13 protein-coding genes and 1 pseudogene are annotated in these 22127 nt (G+C 68.7%); 10 read left to right on the top strand and 4 right to left on the bottom strand.

Features of this window, described 5'->3' with window-relative positions; genetic code table 11:
• The first annotated feature begins 20 nt into the window (after nucleotides 1–20).
• The 6 genes from FB465_RS26665 (at nucleotide 21) to FB465_RS26640 (ending at nucleotide 9772) form a co-directional block, all read left to right on the top strand.
• Nucleotides 21–920, top strand: a complete 900-nt coding sequence (locus tag FB465_RS26665; protein WP_145794517.1) for an outer membrane protein assembly factor BamB family protein — start codon at nucleotides 21–23, stop codon at nucleotides 918–920.
• A gap of 53 nt (nucleotides 921–973) precedes the next feature.
• On the top strand, nucleotides 974–2944 hold the full coding sequence (locus FB465_RS26660; protein WP_145794515.1) for a HEAT repeat domain-containing protein: 1971 nt from the start codon (nucleotides 974–976) through the stop codon (nucleotides 2942–2944).
• Nucleotides 2941–4164: a tyrosine-type recombinase/integrase gene (locus FB465_RS26655; RefSeq protein ID WP_246192851.1), complete on the top strand. Its 1224-nt coding sequence runs from the start codon at nucleotides 2941–2943 to the stop codon at nucleotides 4162–4164. The genes FB465_RS26660 and FB465_RS26655 overlap by 4 nt, the downstream gene beginning before the upstream one ends.
• A 552-nt stretch (nucleotides 4165–4716) precedes the next feature.
• Nucleotides 4717–5442 carry a WXG100-like domain-containing protein gene (locus FB465_RS26650; RefSeq protein ID WP_145794514.1) on the top strand — a complete coding sequence of 242 codons (726 nt, stop codon included), beginning with the start codon at nucleotides 4717–4719 and terminating at the stop codon, nucleotides 5440–5442.
• Nucleotides 5439–9242: an RHS repeat-associated core domain-containing protein gene (locus FB465_RS26645; protein WP_145794512.1), complete on the top strand. Its 3804-nt coding sequence runs from the start codon at nucleotides 5439–5441 to the stop codon at nucleotides 9240–9242. Before FB465_RS26650 ends, FB465_RS26645 begins: the two co-directional genes overlap by 4 nt.
• A complete protein-coding gene (locus FB465_RS26640; protein WP_145794510.1) occupies nucleotides 9239–9772 on the top strand; it encodes an SUKH-3 domain-containing protein in 534 nt (177 codons plus the stop codon). Before FB465_RS26645 ends, FB465_RS26640 begins: the two co-directional genes overlap by 4 nt.
• A gap of 120 nt (nucleotides 9773–9892) precedes the next feature.
• Here FB465_RS26640 and FB465_RS26635 read toward each other — a convergent pair.
• Nucleotides 9893–9988: pseudogene (locus FB465_RS26635) on the bottom strand (proline dehydrogenase family protein); the annotation flags it as partial.
• Nucleotides 9989–10296: 308 nt separating this feature from the next.
• On the opposite strand from FB465_RS26635, the gene FB465_RS26630 reads away from it, so the two are divergent.
• Nucleotides 10297–11586, top strand: a complete 1290-nt coding sequence (locus tag FB465_RS26630; RefSeq protein WP_145794508.1) for a tyrosine-type recombinase/integrase — start codon at nucleotides 10297–10299, stop codon at nucleotides 11584–11586.
• Between the two features lie 259 nt (nucleotides 11587–11845).
• Here the strand turns inward: FB465_RS26630 and FB465_RS26625 are convergent, their stop codons facing one another.
• Together FB465_RS26625 and FB465_RS26620 are read right to left on the bottom strand one after the other, a co-directional pair.
• The gene (locus tag FB465_RS26625; RefSeq protein WP_145794507.1) at nucleotides 11846–14053 is read right to left on the bottom strand and encodes a caspase family protein; all 2208 of its coding nucleotides are present in this window, start codon (nucleotides 14051–14053) and stop codon (nucleotides 11846–11848) included.
• Nucleotides 14053–14460 carry an effector-associated constant component EACC1 gene (locus FB465_RS26620; protein ID WP_246193339.1) on the bottom strand — a complete coding sequence of 136 codons (408 nt, stop codon included), beginning with the start codon at nucleotides 14458–14460 and terminating at the stop codon, nucleotides 14053–14055. The genes FB465_RS26625 and FB465_RS26620 overlap by 1 nt, the downstream gene beginning before the upstream one ends.
• Nucleotides 14461–14797: 337 nt before the next feature.
• On the opposite strand from FB465_RS26620, the gene FB465_RS26615 reads away from it, so the two are divergent.
• The gene (locus FB465_RS26615; RefSeq protein WP_170290694.1) at nucleotides 14798–18046 is read left to right on the top strand and encodes a CHAT domain-containing tetratricopeptide repeat protein; all 3249 of its coding nucleotides are present in this window, start codon (nucleotides 14798–14800) and stop codon (nucleotides 18044–18046) included.
• Between the two features lie 1083 nt (nucleotides 18047–19129).
• Here FB465_RS26615 and FB465_RS26610 read toward each other — a convergent pair.
• Nucleotides 19130–19726, bottom strand: coding sequence for a DUF7168 domain-containing protein (locus FB465_RS26610; RefSeq protein ID WP_145794501.1), 597 nt, complete (start codon nucleotides 19724–19726; stop codon nucleotides 19130–19132).
• 167 nt (nucleotides 19727–19893) lie between these two features.
• Between FB465_RS26610 and FB465_RS26605 the strand changes: the two genes are divergently transcribed.
• Nucleotides 19894–20619, top strand: a complete 726-nt coding sequence (locus FB465_RS26605) for a transposase (protein ID WP_246192850.1) — start codon at nucleotides 19894–19896, stop codon at nucleotides 20617–20619.
• Nucleotides 20620–21198: 579 nt separating this feature from the next.
• The gene (locus FB465_RS26600) at nucleotides 21199–22098 is read left to right on the top strand and encodes a lanthionine synthetase C family protein (protein WP_211785859.1); all 900 of its coding nucleotides are present in this window, start codon (nucleotides 21199–21201) and stop codon (nucleotides 22096–22098) included.
• Nucleotides 22099–22127 lie beyond the last annotated feature (29 nt).

The raw sequence follows: 22127 nt of genomic DNA, 5'->3' as shown, positions 1-22127 counted from the left end.
TCAGGCGATGGGGTGCGGGCATGCCCGAGGAAATCATGTGGGAGCGGACGCTGCACCAGCGGATCTCCCCTCGCACGTTGGCCGTGGCCGACGATTGCATCGTCACCCATGCGCGCCGGAGCCGCCTCGTCTGCCTCGGCCGGTGGGACGGCGCGGTCCGCTGGGATGTCCCGTTCGGCCTCTGGCCCCGATCGGTCGTCGTAGCAGGTGACCGCTGCCTCGGCATCGCGCAGAACATCGACATGCTCATCTGCTGGGACCTTCGCACGGGAGCCGTGCTCTGGAACGCCGACCTCCCTCGCTTCACCGGGCACATCGTGGCCACCGGTGACACGGTGCTCGCCGGCGGCTGGCGCGGCTACACGGCACTGATGGCCTTCGACCTTGCCACAGGACAGCCTCGCTGGAACACCGACGGAGCCCAGAACACCGTCCTCCCCCAGCCTGGCGGCGACACCGTACTGATCGGCGAGAATCAGGGCAGGGACGTCAGCCTGGCCAGCCTGCACGACGGGAAGGAACTGGCCTGCTGGAAGCTCCCGGAGCCGCTGACCACGACCGACTGCGGAGCGATCTTCGCCCAGGCGGACGCCGACCGCCTCTTCGTACGCTGCGGCCGGCGCACCGTTGCCGAGATCCGTCTCGACACCGGGAACATCCGCGTCCTCCGGCACCATGACACCGACCTGGCGCCCACCGCAGCCCAGTACAGCGGCGGACTGCTGTGGCTACGGGAAGCAAGGGGATACGCTGCAGTCGACCCCACCGACGGGTCGCTGCGGTGGCGAGTCGACATCCGACAGCGACTGGCCGAAAACGTCGTCTCGACGAGATCGGGATTCCTGATCGGCGGTGACCAGGGCACACTGCTCGCAATGAGGATCCAAGCCGGTAGGACCAGCGAGGGGTATGCCGCATGACCTTGGACCGCAGGCCACCGCTCGACGCTCTCGACACCGTCCCCTGGGCGGAGTTGAAGCACAACTACGGCTCGGCAGCAGACGTTCCCGCCCTGCTCAGGACGATCGCCGGCCCCAACGCCGGGGAGGCGCTGGAGGCATGCGACGACCTGGGCAACCTGCTCCACCACCAGGGTGGTTGGGTCTGCTCGGCGGCGACCGCCGCGCTGCCGTTCCTCCTCGCCCTAGCCGCAGACCCCACCGTGTCCCAGCGCGTAGGCCTCGTGGAACTGGCGACCTGGCTGGCTGAGACAGCGACGACCGCTCAACCGCGCTTCGTGGACGACGGCTGGCCCGCAGCGTGGGAGCAGCGCCGTCCCGTCGTGCTGTCACTGCTCGCGGACAGCGACCCGGCGATGCGCCGGGCGGCGATCGATCTCCTCGCGCGCGGCGGTGGCCCCATCCGCGCGAACCTGTCCTGCCTGCTGGAGCGCTGGCAACACGAAGAGGACCGCCCCACGCGCCTGGAACTGCTTCTCGCCCTAGGCGCCGTGGCCGGACAATCCAAGCCCGACGCCCAGGACGTGCAGACTCTCCTGGACGACCTGCTCACCGACGCGCAGCCATCATTTCGGCCGGCAGCGGTCCACGCCTGGGGCAGCCTCGATCCGACGGCGCCCGCTCGGAATCTCGACCTGATGCTGGACGTCCTCACCAGCCCCAGCGCCCCGGCCGAGCTGGAGTCGGCCTGGGCCGGCCACAACGTCGGGCAGGTCATCGCCCGCACGTACAAGCTGCTCGCGCACGATCCGGCGTCGGCAACCGAGTTCGTGTCCCGGCTGGCAGCTCCCCCAGCCGATGCGGACGTGCGTCGCGCTGCCCTGGCGCAGGCCGGATCGCTGCTGTCGCAGTGGCGTTCACCGACACCCTCGCTGCTGCCCCTGCTCGCCCAGAGCTTGGAGGACCCGCATCCGGAGGTCCGCCTGGAAGCCGCGCATCTTCTCGCGGCCCTCGGCCGTGACGCCGCGCCGAATGCCGACGAGCTCGCCGCGCGCCTCAACGACACCGGCACGGGCACCCGGCGCAGCGGGACCACGGTCGGCGACAACGCCCTGTGGGGGCTCACCCGACTCCACGACCCCCGCTGCCTTCCGGGACTGGTCGAGCGCCTGTACGCGACCCAGAAGGTCTTCGCCACCCATGGCTCCGGCTATCCGCGTGACTCGTTCTACTACCCGACCCTGCCCGGCATCCACGAGGTGCTGATCCCGCTGCGCGAATACGCCGACGTCCTGCTCCCGAGCATCCGTGAGCTGATGAAGCACGCCGTCGCGGTGGACGACTGGGAGGCGAACCGTGCGTTCGCCCAGGTTCTGGAGGCGTGGGGAGAGGCCGCGCTGCCGGCGCTGCCCGACCTCATCCCCTTGCTCGCTGACCAACGGATCTGGCAGGCGGCAGCGACCGCCCTCGCGGCCATCGGCCCCGGCGCCGCTGATGCGACCTCAGCCCTCCAACGCTGCACCGAACATGCGACGCCCAATGAGCAGCAGACCGTAGCCTGGGCCGCCTGGCGCATCGGCGGAGACCCCCAGCCCGCACTGGAACTACTCGGCGGCGCCATGACCGACGATACGGTCTTCCACGACACGATCCGCCGCCTCGGCGAGCTCGGTCCGCTCGCCGCCCCCTACGCCGACCGCCTCCGCCACCTGGTAGCGAACTCCTCGTCCTGGACACAGGCCGAGGCAGCTATCGCACTGTGGTCCGTCACCGGCGACACGGAGACGACCGTGCCCGCGCTCGAGGGGATCCTTCGACCGCTGGCTGACGGCCGCTACCTCACGGTCATGCTCCGCGCGGTTCGCCACCTGACCCGCATCGGCAAGCTCACCACGACAGCTGAGGCTGCTCTTCGCCAAGCACTCGTATTCGACGGTCGGTTGGCTTCCTCAGGAAGCTGGCGCACCTTCGCCGAGGACAAGGACATCCGCGAAGCCATCCGCGAGCTGCTGGCTACCGCGCGGACGAATACAGCTCGCCCGTGAAGGAGCAGGCCCGCCGTCGTCGCGGAATCGCCCGGCTGCTGCCCGTGCATGACGACTGGGCCGTTCCCGCCCGCACTTCTGCTCCGCATCCGGTCATGATGCTCAGCAGTGCGCCGGTGTGGTCCACAACCTCGCTGTCGGCATCAGGCTCGGCGACGGTCGCCCCGGAGCGCTACAAGCCCTCGACCATGTCCCGCTACGAGCCCATCACCCGGGTTTACATCACTCCGGCGCTTGGCAAGAAGCCGCTCAACCGGCTGACGCCGGCCGACATCCGGCGCTTCCTCGCAGACTTCCGAGCGGGCTGCCTGTGCTGCCTGCGCCGTGTCGACCACAACCGGCTGCAGGAGAAGCGCGAGTGCTGCGCAGTCGGGAAGTGCTGCGCGCGTCGGCCGTCCGCCCGGACCGTCCAGTACGCGCATGCCGTGCTCCGGTCCTCGTTGCAGAACGCGGTGCGCGAGGAGCTGTTGGCCCGCAACGTGGCACGCCTGGTCGAGCGCCCGACTGTGCCCCACAAGCAGGTTCAGCCCATGACCGCCAGACGAGGTCCGTACGCTGCTGCGCGCCGCGCAGGGACACCGCCTCTACCCCCTGTGGCTGCTGCTCTCTCAACCGCCCTCCGCAGGGGCGAGGTGCTCGGGTTGACGTGGGCCGACATCGACCTGGCCGCCAGGCAGCTCCGTGTGCGCCGGAACCTCCAACGCGTGAAGGGCCACCTCGTCTTCGGTACGCCGAAGACCGCCCGCTCGCTGCGGACGATCGCCCTGCCCGCTTCCTGTGTCGCCCGGCTGCGAGAGCGCCAGGAACAGCAGGTGCAGGAGCGGGCGGAAGCGGGCATGGACTGGCAGCCGCTCGACATCCAGCCTGACGGCCTCGTCTTCACCACGCTGACCGGGACTGCGCTCGACCCCCGCAACCTGAACCGCAGCCTCGCGGCGCTGCGCGCGAAGGCAAAGCTCCGCCCGGTGCGGGTGCACGACCTGCGACACACCTGCGCGTCGCTGATGCTCGCCGAGGGTGTGGCTGTCCGAACCATCATGGAGACGCTCGGGCACAGCACGATCAGCATGACCCTGGACACCTACGCGCACGTCATGCAGACGACGCTACGGGAGGCCGCAGACCGGATGGACGACGCGTTGGGCATGGCCGAGAACGAGACAAAGGACGGCGGGGACGACGACGGTCCGGCCGCTGCGGGGGTTCTCGCCAAGCGCTGAACAAGCGCGTTGATGTCAGCCGTGGATGTCAAAAGGGCCGGAGACTAATGTCTCCGGCCCTCCGACCACTGTCGGGACGACAGGATTTGAACCTGCGACCCCTTGACCCCCAGTCGCGTGTCAATCCGTCAGAAGTCTCCACTATCAAGGTATCTCAAAGCCATCTTCGTGTATAGAGGCTCCATACAGGGACTTTGAGAGACGTACAGCGACTCCCACCGGCCCCCTCGCCACAGCCGCACGATCCGCGCACTTGGCCCGTCCTCGAACGCCGTTGGGCACCCCAGGGCGCCGGACAGCGGCCGCTGCACTCGATGCGCAGTTTCGGCGTAACGCCGACCCAACCCGCGCTCGGCACGATCGGACTCTTACGGCGAGATCCACGCACCGCCCCACCCCCTCGGTCGACCCTCGGGAGCGCGCCAGGCCCCCATGTCCAAATCGCCCCACTTTACTCAGATTGGCGACTGTGGGAACCGTTCGGGCCTACCAGGCTGTCGGATAAATTGACGTCCAGCGAACATATGTCCATGAACGGCTGAGGGGGACCCTGTGGCGATCGAGCTGCCTGGCGAGGTGGTGTCGTTCCTACAGTTCATCGGCATCAACTGGCCGAGTGTGAACGAGGACAAGGTTCGTGAGTTCGCATCGCACGTGCGGGAGTTCGCGCAGAACGTGGAGTCCGCTCACCAGGACTCCACCAACACGATCCAGCGCCTCGGCCAGGCCTATGAGGGCGCGTCGTACGAGGCGTTGCTCGCCAAGTGGGCGTCGGTGTCCGACCAGCACTTCAACGAGCTGGTCCAGGCCTGCCATGTCGTGGCGGACGCCCTGGACATCGCAGCGGATGTGATCGTCGGCATGAAGGTCGAGACCATCGGCGAACTGATCGCGCTGGCGGCCGCGTTCGTCGCCGACCAGGCCGCCGCCGTCGCCACCTTCGGCGCGGCCGAGGCCGCGGTCATCCTTATCGAGGAGGCCGCCAAGCGCCTGATCAACTACCTCGAGCAGCAGCTGGAGCAGTACATCATCGGCCAGGTGATCGAGGCGGCGATCGGCCCGCTGATCGATACCGTCGCCAACGCCGTCTCCGGGATGGTGTTCCAGGCCGCCGAGTCCGCCCTCGGCGTCTCCGGCGGCGGCGGAGGTGGCTCCGGCTTCCGCATCGAGCCCGACGCACTCGATGAGCACGCACGGATGATGCACGACCACGCCGAGACTGTCGCGGGTCACGCGCAGCTGTTCCAGTCCAAGATCGCGGGGGTGAGCTTCGAATGAGCAACCAGATCGTCAAGGCCCTTGAGCACGGGGCCGAGAAGCTCGGCAAGACCCTCGCCGAGGACGCTTCCAAAGCGGTGAGGAACTTCTACCACAAGGCCGGCGACAACCTGAAGCAGGTCGCGAAGAACACCCGCGAGATCGAGGCCAAGCACGCCAAGGACCTGGAGAAGCTCCTCCACTCGGGCAAGAACGACATGCCGCGCAGCCCGCACGGCAGCGGCGGGCACGGCCGTGGCAGCGGCCCCCACAACGGCGGTCAGGGCCGCCGGCACGTCGAGGACCCGCACGGGCCGGGCCGGCCGCCGGAGTCGCGCTGCCAGGGCGGCGAGCCGGTCGACATGGCCACCGGCCTGATGTTCATCGAGCAGCAGGACCTCTCGCTGCCGGGCGCCCTGCCGCTGCTGTTCAAGCGGTCCTTCGAGTCGAACTACCAGGCCGGCTGGTGGATGGGCCCGAAGTGGGCCTGCACCTTCGACGAGCGGCTGGAGATCGACGCCGAGGGCGTGGTCCACCTCACCGCCGACCGGATTGCCCAGGCCTACCCGCATCCGACCCCCGACGAACCGTCTCAGGCGAGCGCCGGTGCGCGGCTGGACCTCGCGGTCGACGCCGCCGGCGACTACACGCTGACCGACCACGCCAGCGGCCTGGTCCGGGAGTTCACGCTGCGGCCGGCGGGCGACGTCGCCCTGCTGACGGCGATCCGGGACCGGATCGGCCACCGCGTCGACTTCGACTACGACGCCGACGGTGTCCCGCTGAGTATGACCCACTCCGGTGGCTACCGGGTGCTGGTCACCGTCGACAGCGGCCGGATCACCGCGCTTCGCCTGGCGGGTGCGGGCGAGGAGGGCCGCGACCAGCTGCTGACCCGGTACGGCTACACCGACGGCCACCTGACCTCGGTCTACAACACCTCTGGCAAGCCGCTGCGTTTCGCCAACGACTCCCAGGGCCGCATCGTGGCCTGGACCGACCGCAACGGCACCCAGTACCGCTACACCTACGACCCCCGCGACCGGGTCGTCGACGAGGGCGCCGCCGACGGCACCCTCCGGTTCCACTTCGAATACGGCGACCCCGACCCGGTCACCGGCATCCGGGTGAACTCCGAGACCAACGCCCTCGGCCACACCACCCGCTACCACGTCAACGAGCGCCTCCAGATCGTCGCCCAGGTCGACCCGCTCGGAAACACCACACTGTTCGAGCGCGACGAGTACGACCGCCTGCTGTCGCGGACGGATCCGCTCGGCCGGGTCACCCGCTTCGCGTACGACGGCGTCGGCGACGTGGTCGCCGTCACCCGCCCGGACGGCGAGCAGTCCACCGCGGCGTACTTCGGCGACACCAGCCTGCCGACCGCGATCACGCGGCCGGGCGGTCTGACCTGGCTGCAGACCTACGACGAGTCCGGCCTGCGGACCTCGGTCACCGAGCCGACCGGCGGCACCACGCACTACCGGTACGACGAGGCCGGGCACCTGACCGCCGTCACCGACCCGCTCGGCCACTCCACCCTGGTCCGCTGCAACGCGGCCGGCCTCCCGGTCGAGGTCATCGACCGGAACGGCGCCACCAGCCGGTACGAGCGGGACGCCTTCGGCCGGGTCACCGCCGTCACCGACCAGCTGGGCGGCGTCACCCGGCTCGCCTGGACCGCCGAGGGCAAGCTGAGCTCGTACGCGGCAGCCGACGGGGCCACCGAGACCTGGGCGTACGACGACGAGGGCAACCTCCTCACCCACACCGACCGGCTCGGCCAGGTCACCTCGTACGAGTACACCCCGTTCGAGACGATCGCCGCCCGGACGGACCCCGACGGGACCCGGCTGGTCTTCGGCTACGACGCCGACATGAACCTGGTGTCCGTCACCAACCCGCTGGGTCAGAGCTGGACCTACCGGTACGACGCCGCCGGCCGATTGGTCGGCGAGAGCGACTTCCACGGACGGACCGTCAGCTACCGGCTGGATGCCGCCGGACAACTGCTCTCCCGCACCAGCCCGACGGGCGGAGAGGTCCACTACTCGTACGACGCCCTGGGCCGGCTCCTCACCAAGGACGTCGACGACGCGACCACCACATACGCCTACGACCCGGCCGGCCATCTGCTCAGGGCCACCAGCCCGGACGCGGACGTGCTGCGCACCGTCGACGCGCTCGGCAACCTGCTCTCCGAGACGGTCAACGGACGTACCCTCAGCCACACCCGCGACCTGCTCGGCCGCAGTGTCCACCGCACCACCCCGACCGGCCACTCCAGCGCCTGGTCCTACGACCCGGAGGGCCGTCGGACATCGCTGGCCACGCCCGACGGTGCGCTGGAGTTCTCCTACGACGCGGCGGGCCGTGAGCACGAGCGCACCATCGGCGAGCGGCTGACCCTGGCCAGCAGCTGGGACTCCGAGCACCGCCTGACCAGCCAGATCCTCCGCTCCGAGCAGGACGTCCTCCAGCGCCGCGACTACACGTACCGCGCCGACGGTGTGCTGACCGGCGTCGACGACCAGCTCAACGGGCTGCGGGTGTTCGAGCACGACGCCACCGGTCGGGTCACCGCGGTGCGGGCCGGCGACTGGACCGAAACGTACGCCTACGACGCGGTCGGCAACCTCACCGACGCGAACTGGCCCGCGACCGGTGCCACCAAGGCCGCCGTCGGCGCCCGTTCCTACAGCGGCACCCAGCTCACCACGGCGGGCCGGGTCCGCTACGAGTACGACGCCGCCGGACGGACGGTCCTCCGCCAGGTCACCCGGCTGTCCAAGAAGCCCGACACTTGGCGCTACACCTGGGACACCGAGGACCGCCTCACCGAGGTGGTCACCCCGGACGGCACCCGCTGGCGCTACCTCTACGATCCGTTCGGCCGCCGCATCGCCAAGCACCGGCTGTCCCTGGACGGCGCCGGCGTCGAGGAGCGCACCGAGTTCACCTGGGACGGCTCCGTCCTCGCGGAGCAGACCACCGAGGCCCCCTACCTCCCGGGCCCGCACACCCTCAGCTGGGACCACAAGGGCCTGCAGCCGCTCGCCCAGACCGAGACCCTCGCCGACCAGGACCAGGTCAACAGCCGGTTCTTCGCCATCGTCACCGACCTGGTCGGCACCCCCACCGAACTGGTCGACCCCGCCACCGAGGCGATCGCCTGGCGGGCCACCCCGACGGTGTGGGGCCACACCACCTGGCCCAGCGACAGCACCACCTACACCCCGCTGCGCTTCCCCGGCCAGTACTTCGACCCCGAGACCCGGCTCCACTACAACCTCAACCGCTACTACGACCCCGAGACGGCCCGTTACACCAGCCCCGACCCGCTCGGCCTCAGCCCCGCGCCCAACCCCGACGGCTACGTCCACAACCCGCACACCTGGTGCGACCCGCTCGGTCTGACGCCGGAGGAGATCCCCGACGTCAAGAAGCACCTGATGGACCTGGGCAAGCAGCGCGTCAAGGACGTGGCAGCGGGCCTCGGCGAGGACGAGAAGCCCCCGGGCGCCTACACGGTCGGTCGCGACCGCACCACCGGTAAGATCTACTACGGCGACAGCGGCCCGGAGACCGGCCACCACAAGAAGGTGAACGAGGCGTTGCCTTCCGAGTCGCAGCGGGAGGACAAACGGCCGCCTGGTGTGTGCGGCGAGCCGCGGATGTTCACCAACGCGATCAAGGACGGCGCGGACCCGAAGAACGTCGATCTGGTGACAGTCAACCCCAAGGGTAAGAAGTTCAAGATGTGCGAGAACTGCGGAAGCTGGGTTCCCGGCTTCGGAGGCGAGGTCCTGACAGGATGACCGACACCCACGAGCGCGAGGGCGTCCCGGCCCTCCGGGCGGCTCTTGCCGGCGCGGCACGGATCGAGGTCCACCCGCTCGACGTGGAGGACGCCTGCCGGCAGTACGCCGAGGACGACTACGAGGTCACCGACCGGCTCCGGGAGTTCCTCGCGGCCTGGGGCGAGCTCACCGTGACCTGGCAATTCCGGGAGCGCGACGTGGTCCTCACCACCGCGGTCGAGCCGACCCTGGAGTCCGCCCACGCGACGCCGAGGAACCTGGGCATCTTCGCCAGGCGCCTGGGCCAGGAGGTCGCAATCGTCGGCACCGCCTTCGTCACCGAGGAAGCCGTCCTCCTGGCGGAGAACGGCGACATCCTGCTCGTCGGCGACGTCGGGTTCCAGCGCGTCGCCAACGGCTTCGACGAGGCGATCCGGCGCCTCGTTGCCGCCGACTACGACAGGACATTCTTCTGGCCAGACCCGCCGAAGGCCCCCGACAGGCCCTCGACTGCCGACGGCCCGGGTGACACCCCACGCCAAGAGTGAGGCCGCTCCTGCCCGTACGGCGGGTACACCCGCATCAGCCTTCTTCTGACCCGACACGCAGAAGGCCGCCGGCAGGCTTCGACTGCCGGCGGCCCGGTAACTCCCCTGCCAAGGGTGGTCTCAGCCGCGCGTGGCCATCGCGCGGAGGAAGAAGGTCCGGTGGGCCAGGAGATCGGCGAGGCGGCGCATGAAGTAGCCGTACCGCTCCTGCCCGTACCTGTAGTCGAACGCGGCGGTGTCGCCATGGGCGGACGCGGTGATCCACCTGCTGGTCGCCCTCGAACTGCGCCAGGAGGCCGACCTCTCCCATAGGGCGTCTCCTATGGCGATCATCTGAGCCGAGGACCGCGAGGTGTCGCGGTTCACAAGCCGTTGCCGCCCACTGTCGCCGGCGCCCGGCGCACTTGTGGCCTCGACAAGGGGTCCTCGCAGGTCAGGACGCTGAATCACCGCTGGTGGTCGCACAGTGAGCGCAGACTTAAGAGCGCCACCAAGGCCAACCACCACTTCGGGATGCGATTACCATGCGCTCCTCCGCCCGAACCGGCAGCGTCTACCGCCGATGCGGCTGCCGCGACCAGCAGCACAAGCAGTTCGGCGCCCACTGCCCCCGCCTCGCCACCGACCCCGACCACGGCACCTGGACCTTCGCCGTCGACCTCCCCTCCCCCGGCCGGCGCCGCACCCTGCGCCGCGGAGGCTTCGCCACCGCGGACGCCGCCCGTGCGGCCCTCCGCCGGGTCCTCGATGCCCAGGACGGAGGTTACAGCGCCGACCCCAACCAGACCGTCGCCGACTACCTCACCGCCTGGCTCCAGACCAAAGCCCTCACCCTCAAGCCCACCACCCTCGTCCGCTACCGCGACTACGTCACAGGCGACCTCATCCCAAGCCTCGGCCGCCTCAAGCTCGACGACCTCACCCGCCGGCACATCGCCGACTTCGCCCGCGCCCAGCTCGCCCGCAGCCGCGGCCTGTTCACCCTGCACCGCTGCCTCGCCACCCTCTCCAGCGCCCTCGGCGACGCCGTCCGCCATGACCGACTCGCCCATAACCCCGCCCGCCCCAGCGTCCTACAGCGCCCCGCCTCCCCCGAACGCCGGATCTGGACCGCCGACGAGGCCGCCAAGTTCCTCCGCTACTGCCACCGAGCCGACCCGTTCCTGGCCGACCTGTTCGAGGTCCTCATCGGCACCGGCATGCGAAGAGGCGAAGCCCTCGCACTGCACTGGGCGGACGTCCACCTCGACCAGCAGGTCCTCTACGTCCGCTACACGCTCTCTTCGATCAACAACGCCCGCACCGTCCTGACCGCGCCCAAGACCCGCAGCAGCAAGAACTGGATCGCCATCTCACCCCGCGTCGCCACCGCACTCCGGCACCGCGCTGCCACCCAGGGCCCCGTCCAGCCCGACGGCCTGGTGTTCTGCAAGCCGGACGGCCAACCGCTCCGCCCGCAGCGCGTCCTGGACCGCCTCCACCAGCTCTCGGCCGAGGCTCACGTCCCCCGCGTTGGCGTCCACGACCTGCGGCACCTCGCCGCCACCCTGCCGATCGCGGCCGGCGTACCGCTGGTCACGGTCTCCAAGACGCTTCGGCACTCGACGCTCTCGACCACCGCGAACATCTACGACCACCTCACCCGGCAAGCCGCCGCCGATGCGGTCGACACCATCGCCGCCATCCTGGCTCAGGCCGATCGAGAGGCCGCCCGCTTGCGGTGGCCCCGCTGGCTGCGACCACACCGCGACCACACAAGCGGAAACCAGGAGCACCCGGGGAGGCCCAACCTCCCTGTGTTCGCCGCTGCTTGAATCTCGGCCCACGCTGTCCAGGGAGTGAACGCGGCCATGTGCGACCACAATGCGACCACGAGCCGACGGGACGTCAAAAAGGCCGTCCCCGCATCACTGCGGAAACGGCCTACGACCTGCGAAAACGCCGGTCGGGACGACAGGATTTGAACCTGCGACCCCTTGACCCCCAGCGCCGGCAAGGTGGCCGGAGGAACAGTGACGCTGAGATATCGGAAGCCGACGGCCATGACACGCGTGGCCTCAGCAGGCTCGGTTGCTACCTCGGATGGCGGCAGATCTGGGGGAGTCGCGCTGACTTCAGAAGTCTTTCGAGCGACGGGACCACGTCATCGTAGAGGGCAGGCCCTGATGCGCCTGGCATGAGTCGGCGCAGGGCACGGGTTGCGATGTCGGCGAGTGTAGCTCCGATGTCGCCGCCTATATCGATAGGCAACGTGCTGATGAGGTTAACCTTGCAATCGCCCAACTCATCGATGTGTTCCGTGAGGAAGTCCACTACCACGGACTGCCGACGGGCAAGAAGTAGCAGCTCGCAGGCGTGCACAGCATCGCGGAGATCGAAGCGGAATCGGGCTGTGATTCGCGAGGATCCGGGCCCGGGCTCCTGGCAGGTGATGACAAGCTCGTCAGCGTCGTGGCTCTTGACCGTGATGCTCAGCTGCATGCTGCCATGGACGAGCAGCTCCTGCGCTGCCAATCGTTCGTGTTCGTCGTGAAGGGCGATCGACCACCAAGGAAGAGGTCCCCAAGTGCCGTGTGTTGTTATGTGATCAGGGAAGAGGGAGAAGATCTGGTACTGCTTCAGGAGATGCTGCTCGAACGTGGCGAGGCAGCCATCTTGAAAGTGTTCGTCCCGGCTGCGCTCGCGTAGCAGCTCGTACTCGATGGCGCTCATGCCCTCCACAGCCAGGCCGATGTGTTCCAACTGCTCCTGGATGATCTTTTCGGCCCGTTCGAGAACCCCGCGGAACTCATCGCCAGGAGGAGCCTGATCGAGGAGACGGCTGAGGGCGCTCCGCGCGGCCTGGCAGCGGACGAGATCTCCACCGAGGCTAACCAAGTGGCGAGCCTTGAGAGTGCTCCAGGGGCGGGTGGACATCCACCGCTCCCAGGCACGGTCGCCGCCACCACGCTTGGTGAGCACCAAGGCGCCGACGTTGCCGACACGGAAGTCCGGCTCGCCCTTCAGCATCTCCCACAGGTCGGGGTACGCCTCCAGTGGGAAGGCTGGCAGCGAGGAGTGCGCTGCGAGGACACGCGAGTCCGCAGTGTCCCACAGCTCGTGAAGTTCACGTTCCACACGTGTACGAGGCACCGTACGACCTCGCTGGGCAGCCCAGTATTCGACCAGCAGCATGTACGTGCTCTCCGGACTCCAGGGGAGCAGTCCCAGGCCGTCAAGGACCCCAACCGCACTGGCCAGCCCGTCGCGCTCGAACCTGAACTGGACTGCGGCGATGAGCTCGGTGAGCTCATCAATATCGGGGCCGGGCGCGGTGAAAACTGGGCTGGAGACGAGCATGTCCCGGATGTTGGCCGTGCTCTCGCCCTGGGCGAGCTGGACAGCGATCCGCGCGATCAGCAGGGAGCCGATGAGCCCGAGCTCGCCAAAGTCGTTGCGGAGTCGGCCCTTGCCAAGCGCCGGGACATCCCTTACGTGCCAAAGCAGCTCTACTTGGATCTCGTGGAACCACTCTTCACGCAGTGCTGCGAGCGTCGGATTCTGGCTACGCGGCTTCCACTTGTTACGGAACAGCGCGATGGCGTGCCCCTGATCACCGGCCCGTTGCTGGGGTACCGGCATGCCCCGTGATTCCAGCCGGCGGCGGATGTACCGGTAGAGGGAGTTCATGTCGAGTGGGTCGGGCGCCTCTGGAACGCCATCGGTAATGGCTGTCACGAGCTCACCGGTGAACGCGGTGAGGTGCGCACCCACAGGAGCCCTAGCGGCCTGCGTCGCGGCTGAGGCAGTCATGACGTAGGTGCCCTCGATGGCGGTCTGGTCCGCGAACTCGTCCAGAGCGCCCATGTTCCCCTCCAGCGCGGCGCCACTGTAGCAACAGTCGAGGATCACGACCTTTCTGGGCGCCACGCTTTCTAGGACTTCGGTGCGGAGGTAGTTGAACGCCACCGACTCGTATAGCTTCCGGCCTTGCTCGGAATGCCCCAATGCGAGATAGAGAGAGCCATCGGGCGACCGCATACCGTGGCCGGCGAAGTACACCACAAGCGTGTCCGTCGCCTCACTCGCTGCCTGATGGACGGCGTCGAGCACTTCCTTGACGTCGGCAGGATTACGTACCGTCACGCAATGTTCGGCAGGTAGACCCCCGATATGCGGGGATCTGAAGAGCTCTGCAAGCCTGCCGATGTTGTGGTACACCGCTGGTAAGTCCGGGAAGTTCCGATATTCGTCCGCGCCGATCAACACCACACGGGTTCCGCCGGGGCCAGCCAGCCCCATCACCGATTTCCTGACACCGACGGCGTCGACGACTGCCCCACGCCAGTGGCCCCTGGGGCTCCGCCGTGGGGCTCGGAAGCCAACAGCTCTGCGACTCGGCACAGGGTTTCATCCAACCCGTCGTGCACGGTTACTGTCATACCGTCACGTTCGAAGGTCACGACCCCAGGCGGAGAAGGACGAGCTGCTCGCCAGGCGACCACGATGTTCACCAACAAGCTCGCGGCGGCAATACCATTGCTGACGAACATGTTGATGATCTCGCCCGCATTCATGCGGTCAGAAACGTCAGGGGCTTGTGCCAATTCGACCTCCGCGTAACGCCGGAGTTCGCGATCCTGCCGGAGCCAGTAGTACAGATCGTGTGCCGCTGCGTCGTCGCCCTGCGCATCGACCGTGATCTGCATCTCCACGATGTCTCCCCCTAGCACCTCTGCCGCCCAGCGCTCGTAGCAAGGAGCGGATACGAGCGCGTCCCTCCCGTCACAGCCCTCAACCTAGACAGAAGAATACGCCCCAACTCGCCAGCAGTGGGCCACGTTGGCCCGTACTCCACTCTCGCCAACGGGTGAAGATTCAGCCGTTGCCGACACGACGAGCACGGTGCGCCAGGGCATGCAGCGCACCGCGGTTGGGCGGCGACGGACCCGGCGTTGCAGGTGGGGCGCGCGGAGCGTGTCTGCTCGTGGTCTTGCCCCTGCCGCGCCGCCGACCGGTCGCCTGCGGAGGGATAGGCTCTGTGCCATGTCGTACCCGGGAGCCGGTCGCCTCCTGGCGGCCGAGGAGCAGGTGGCCGGGAGGCTTCTTCAGCGCGGGCTCCAGGGGAACCTGCCCGCGCTGGGCCGGGCCGTCGCTGCCTGGGCGAAGCTCGCTGCAGAGCTGCAGCCCGGAAATCCACGGCGCGCGGCGGCGGTGATCAGCTACTGCTGCGCTTTGGTGCGTTCCTTCGAGGTCCGGGGCGGTGAGGAGTCGCTCGATGAGGCGATCTCGCTGCTGCGTGCAGAGCTGCGGGTGCTCGAGCCTGAGCGACGTCGGGAGAAGGCGCGACTGCTGGGAACGCTCGGCTGGGCCCTGTTGCGTAAGGCCGAGCACCGCGGCGATCGGGCACTGGCCGATGAAGGGGTGGCAGCCCGCCGTGGCGCATGCTCGTGCACGGACCGACGGGATGCCGAGTACGCGCAGCATCTGACCGATCTCGGGGGTGCTCTGGCTTCCCGGGCCACGCTGACGGGGAGCGTCGCGGACTTGCGGGAAGCAGTCGACGTACACGAGGGCGCCGTGCGGCGCTCGGGGGATGCTGACGAGGAGTGGGCGACACGCTGGGCCGGATTGGGAACCGCGAGCGTGAGCCTGTACGAGTGGACTGGGGAAGCGGCAGCACTGGAAGCCGGAGTGGCCTACCACCGCAAGGCCTTGGCCGAGGCGCGCTCCAGTGAGCCGCTGTCCGTCTTCCGTTCGAACTTGGGCGTCTCCCTGGGCGTCTGCTACGACCGCACCGGAGACGTCACCGTCCTCGAGGAGGCCATCGCCTGCCACCGCGCGGCGTTGGAAGCAGCTCCGCCGGGGCATTTCGACCGTCCGCGTTGCCTGATGAGCCTGGCCACGGCCCTGCAGACGCGTTTCGAGGCGACCGGAGAGCTGGCGTGGTTGAACGAGGCCATCGACGTCTTCCGGCAGGCTATCGCGACCGTCGACGGCGCGGCGGACCATCCCCAATATGCGCGGAGCCTGTGCGGGCTGGCAGGGGCATTGGTGCTGCGGTACCAGCGCATCGGGGACTCCGACAGCCTGCACGAGGCGCTGTGGAGGTTCAACGAAGGCCTCGCCGCCACCCCGGTCGGGCACCCTAACCGGCCGACCAGGCTCTCCTCCCAATCCGTCGCCCGTCACCATGCCTTCCAGGACAAGCCGTCCATGTACGGGCAGATCACCGCCCCGGTACGCGAAGCGATTGCACTGGTCCCCGCCACCCACGCCCAGCGCGGCTTCTACCTGTCGAACCTCGGGGCCTACCTCAATACCCACTACGAGCGCAGCGGCGACGACACCGCACTGACCGAAGCGCTCATGCTGCACGAGGAAGCCGTCGCAATCACCCCCGCTGGTCATGTAGAGCGCGGCAAGCGGATCGCCAACTGGGCGCTCAGCCTCACTCTCCGGGCCCACCAGAGCAAGGACGTGGGCGACGCCGATCGCGCGGTCACCGTGTGTACCGAGGCTCTGGAAGCCATGCCCTCCCCGAATCCCCAGCGAGCCCAGTGCCTTCAAGTCCTCTCCGAGGCATTGACCCTGCGCGCAGATCTCACCGGCAACCCAGGTGACCGTGCAAGGGCCCTGGCCGCCTACCAGGATGCAGCCGACGACGACCAAGCCCCCACACTGATGCGCATCCGGGCCGCGGAGCAACTCGGCCGCACCACAGCTGAGTCTGGGGACACCACCGCTGCGCTGAGAGCCTTCTCCCAGGCGGTCTCGCTCATCGGCCAGGCAGCGTGGAGCGGGCTGGACCACGAAGCCCAAGCCGAGATCCTCCAGCGCCTGGCTCACCTCCCACAGGACGCGGCTGCGCTGGCGATCGAGTCCGGCGACCTGGAGCGCGCGGTGGAACTCCTTGAAGAAGGCCGAGGAATCCTGCTCGCCCAGACCCTCGACGACGACAGCTCCTACCAGCGCATCCACGCCCGCGCGCCCGAGCACGCCGAACGTCTGAAGGAGATCAGCACCGCACTCGGCCACCTGCCCCAGCCGGTCTCAAGCCAGCCCGACGAACGGGACTACGCGCTGCCGCGCCACCAGTCGCCCATGGATACCCGCACCACCCTTGCCGCGCAGCGCGACGCGCTGGTCGCCCAGCTCAGGCAGATCCCCGGCCTGGAGGACGCCTTCCGCCCTCCACGTTTCGCCGACCTGCAGGACGCAGGCGCACTCGGCCCAGTGGTCATCGTCAACATCAGCTCCTACCGGTGCGACGCGATCGCCATCACCCCACGCGGCGTCGATCTGATCCCCCTGCCCGGACTAACCCGCGACGACGTCGACGGATACGCCAAGACCCTTCAGGAAGCCGTTAGAACCGCGCAAGCCGCAGCCCAGGCACGCGGCCCGGCGCACGCCACCATCACCAAGACCTTCACCCGGATCTGGGAGACCGTCACTGCCCCGATCCTCCGGGCCCTCGCGATCACGGCGCTGGCCGACCCCAAAGCTAGCGCTCCGCGCTTGTGGTGGTGCCCGACCGGCTCCGCGGCAGCCCTCCCCCTCCATGCAGCCGGCCATCCGCCGAACGCGGACCACCACGACGGCGCCCTCGACCGCGTCACCTCCTCCTACACCCCGACCCTGCGGGCGCTGCAACACCAGCGCAGCCGCCCCGGAATCGGCGTACTGCCCGATCCGCGCCCGCTGATCGTCGCGATGCCCAGTACCCCCGACCAGCGAGACCTGCCGGGCGCCCAAGCGGAGACCGACGACCTCACCCGCCGATGCCTCGAGCACCACCTGCTCGCCGAACAGGCCGCCACTATCGACGCCGTCACCGCCGCTATGCAAGACCATGCCTGGACCCACTTCTCCTGCCACGGCGAACGCGCACCGCACACCCACGACGGGGGGCGCCTCCTACTCCACGACGGCCCGTTGACCGCCCGCCAGATCGCCTCTGCGGACGTCCCAGACGGCGCACTCGCGTTCGTTTCCGCCTGCGCCACCTACAGCTCCACGGGCGACGGCTTCGACGAGTGCCTCAGCGTCGGATCCGCCCTGCAACTCGCCGGCTACCGGCACGTCATCGCCACGCTGTGGCCCGTGTACGACACCAGCACCGTCGACCTGACCCGCGCTGTCTATGACGATCTGCTCGACACCCAGGGCCCCGGCGGCCTCCGGCTGAAGGACTCGGCCGCAGCCTTGCGCAGCGCTGCACTCGAGGCGCGTCGCAGAACCCCTGACGATCCGACCCGCTGGGCTCCGTACCTTCATCTGGGCCCAGAGTAGGAACAACCGCCGTGGCCTCGCAGCAGCCCCTCAGCGGTTAATGCTCACCAGCGCCCCGACCGGTGACGATAGCATTTGCGGTCATCAGCACCGCCACCCTCCACGACCAGGCCAAACGCCTGACCCTGGATTTTCGCCACCCCAGGCACCTGACGCCGCGCCAGGAGCGGCCGCACATCGTGTCGCGAGACGACGTCAGCTGCGGCCGCCTCATCATCGCCCGACTTATCCGGCACTTAGGCAGCCTCTGGACCTATCGGCGCGCACTTGATCGATGACGGAAGCGTCAAGTGCGAACCCCTCAGCCAAAATATGCGATCACGGCGAGCAACCATCGAACCCATAGCAGTGATCGATAGATCGGACATACAGGCAGGAACGGAGCAAATAGTCACCATCCCCCGGCGCCAAGTAGCCTCCACCCGTGGAGTCGAACCGTAAAACCGTGAGACGGATGTGAGAGGCAGCCCTAGCGCACGCCAAAGGCCGCTTCCTCGCGAACGAGAAAACGGCCTCTGACCTGCGACAATGGGGCGAACCCCAGTCGGGACGACAGGATTTGAACCTGCGACCCCTTGACCCCCAGCCGCGTGTCAATCCGTCAGAAGAATCCACTATCAAGGTAGCTCAAAGCCCTCCTCGTGCATAGACGTTCCATAGAGGGATTTTGAGAGACGTACAGCGACTCCTCCCTCCTCCAGCGCAGTAGCCGCGTTGTCGGCGCGCGTGGTCCACCGTCGAACGCTGCTGGACGCCCCAGGGCGCCCGAACGGATCCCGGTACCCGATAAGAAGTTTCGGCAAAGCGCCGACCGACAGCCCTGTCCGGTATCCAGGCTCGGAGGACGACCGACGCCGGCTCCTGCCCACCGCCGCGGGGAGGCGAGGCTGAGGGGGGACTGCTCAACGAGCATCACGCGCCACCGTTCAGATCACTCATGAGCCGTGGGAAACGTCCAGTTCAGCAGTCCGATTGGAATCTTGGTGTCACAGGCCACAATCGCTTCGGCGCGGCTGCGCCGAGAAGCATCGGCGTCCGGGTCGAAGTCCAGGCTCGCTGGCGCGTCCGGCTCCTGAGGTCGCGTCAGCCTAGGGCGCCGGCGCGTCCGTGCAGGTCCGCTCGGTCAGCCGCCTCGGTGCCGTGGGCCCAGCCCTCACGGTCGCGCGCGTGCACCGAACTGTGCCGGTACGACAGCTCCCCGAACAGCTCGTCCACTCGCTCCTCCACTGACTCCGCCCAGGAGGCCAGCACAGGCAGCAGTGAGGTCCCGCGGCCCCCTTCGCTCGCCGCCTCGGTAGCCTGCTCGGTGACCCGTTTGAGCCGCTCGTCGATTCGGGTCGCGTAGGCGACCAGGAACGACTGCCGGAAGGAGCGCGTGCGTGACACCCCGTCGCCGCGTGTCCGCGCCCCGGCCGCCTGCAGCGCCGACTGCGCCTGCACCATCAGGGACGTGTACAAGAGCTCCACCGCCTCGACATCGGAGGCGAAGCCGACCACGGTGGAGAAGCCCATCTGTTTCGACCACACCACGCGGCATCGGTTCGCTTCCGCCACCGCCTGCAGCAGGATCGCCTTGGGCTCCTGGTAGGGGGCATCCACTGTGATCCGCACCCTGCCGGGCACCTCCCGGTCCCCCCGCCCGGCGGCCAACAGCGCCACGTCGATGCTGTGCTGGGCCATCAGCTGCTGCGCCTTGCCCGTGAGCGCCCGCCACCGTCCGACGGGCGCTGCGTGCAGCCGGTCTCGGCCCCGCACCGCGCCGCCAGCCAGCGCGCGGCGAGTGGGCGGCCTTCCTCAAAGCCCAGACCAGCGGCCTTCTCGCCACCGACCTGTTCCACATCGACACCGTGACACTGCAACGGCTCTACGCGCTGTTCGTCATGGAGGTACGCACCCGCACCGTGCACATCCTGGGCGTCACCGCCCACCCCACCGCCGCCTGGGCCACCCAGCAGGCCCGGCAGCTCCTATGGCAACTCGGCGACCGCACTGCTGAGTTCACCCGCCTCATCCGCGATCGGGACGCGAAGTTCACCGCCGCCTTCGACGCCGTGTTCGCCAGCCAGGGCATCACCGTGTTCAAGATCCCTCCGCGCAGCCCCAACTGCAACCCCCACGCGGAACGATTCATACGCTCAGCACGACAGGAGCGCACCGACCGGATCCTGCTGTTCGACCGCGGCCACGCCGAGAAGATCCTCCAGGATTACGCCGACCACTTCAACAGTCACCGTCCCCATCAAGGACGCAACCAGCTCGCGCCCCACGACGACGCGAACGTCATCCCCCTGCCCGCAGCCCGAACCGAAGCCGACAAGCCGTCGCCGGCCTCATCAATGAGTACCATCGAGCCAGCTGACCATCGGACGAAGTCCCAGCTCACAGCCGGTGAAGCCATTTTGAAGCGCTACGGGACATCCTCGCGGCGCACTCCGGTCAACGCGCCCCAGCGCAACCCCATACGCCACGATGATGAACCGATCCCGGGCGTTCGGGCACGCCGGCAGCAGCCCCAGGATCTCCTCCGGCGAAGCCGCGTCCACGAGCGACTCGGCCTCACGCAGCCGGCGTGACGGGCCCGAGACCGCCACCGGGCCTGCCCCTCCCCGCGCAACTCCAGCGGCAGGTCCCAGTCCGCGACCACGTCGTAGAGCGGCTCCAAAGCCACCGGGTCCGCCAGCCCCGTCGAGACCGCGAACCGGATGAACTCCCGTACCGCGGACAGGACACAGTTCACCCGCCGGGCACCGCGCACCGAACGGTCCAGCACCACCATTCTCGCCACCGCCCACATCGTGCTGCAACCAGTGCACGAACCGGCCCAGCCGAACCGTCGCCTGCGGCCAGCCCACCCCGATCCGCGCGCACCACCGCAGGTACAGCGCGATCGACGTCGCATACGCACGCGTCGTGGACTCCGCCAGATCCCGACCCAACCGAGCATTGATCAGAACTCGTCAGCCGCAGCCACCGGCCGCAGCCCCGCATCAAGCACCGTCCAATAGCCGACCCCCGACGGCAGCCTCACCAAGAACGACCTGAACTCCTCCATCACGCCTCCCAGCCGGCACTACCAACCCCAGGGAGACGCCATGAAAGACATACCCGACAAACCTACAGAAGCAGTTGCACACACGGACGAAGCATGCTCCGTGCGACAGTGCACGCCCCCAGACCCACACCGAGGAAAGCTCTTCAAGCTGACCGGGATCGGCGCGCACCTGCTGCGCCATCACCGGGACGCGGAGCTGCTGCGCGACGTCCTCGCCTACCTGGTCCGGCTGACCGACCCACTGCCGAACGGTCTTCCCGGCTGGTGGACCCATCTCGCCCCGGCCGGGTACCGCTCACCGGAGTACCTGGGAGGGCACGGGAACCTCGGGCTGGCCCACGGCATCAGCGGCCCCCTGGCCCTGCTGTCGCTCGCCACCCGCCAGGGCGTCACCGTGCTCGGCCAGCCAGTGGCCATACGCCGGGCCCTGGCGTGGCTCGACGCCTGGCGCCAGGACGGACCCAACGGGCCGTGGTGGCCAGAGGTCGTCACCCGACCCGATGAAGCTTCCCGCCGCACCCGCCAACGCGAACCGCTGCGCCCGTCATGGTGCTACGGCACCCTCGGGCTCGCCAGGGCGCAGCAGCTGGCCGCCCTCGTGCTCGCCGACACCGCCCGCAAGCAGCTGGCCGAGGCGGCGGTGCTCGGTTGCCTCTCCGATCCGGTCCAGCTCGGCCGGGTCACCGACGGCGGGCTGTGCCACGGCACGGCCGGGCTCTACCAGAGCATGTGGCGCATCGCCCAGGACAGCACCGGCCCGGCCTTCGCCGGGCACCGGAGCCGTTGGCGGCGCAGCTGCCGGCGCCGGGCGAGGAGCTGGTGGGCCTGCTCGACGGGACCACCGGCACCAGCTTGGCCCGCAACACCGCCAGCACCGACGCGGCGCTGTCCGGCTGGGACTCCTGCCTGCTCCTCAACTGACCGAAGGGGAAAGTGCCGTGACGACAACTTCCAGAACGGGCTCAAGCACCTGCCGATCCGCTGGCGCCGGGACGGCTGAGTCCACACGCGGTAGGGTGGCCGGCAGTT

The sequence above is a fragment of the Kitasatospora atroaurantiaca genome (assembly GCF_007828955.1).
In the GTDB taxonomy this organism is placed as follows: Bacteria; Actinomycetota; Actinomycetes; order Streptomycetales; family Streptomycetaceae; genus Kitasatospora; species Kitasatospora atroaurantiaca.
This window is presented reverse-complemented; position numbering and strand designations above follow the sequence as displayed.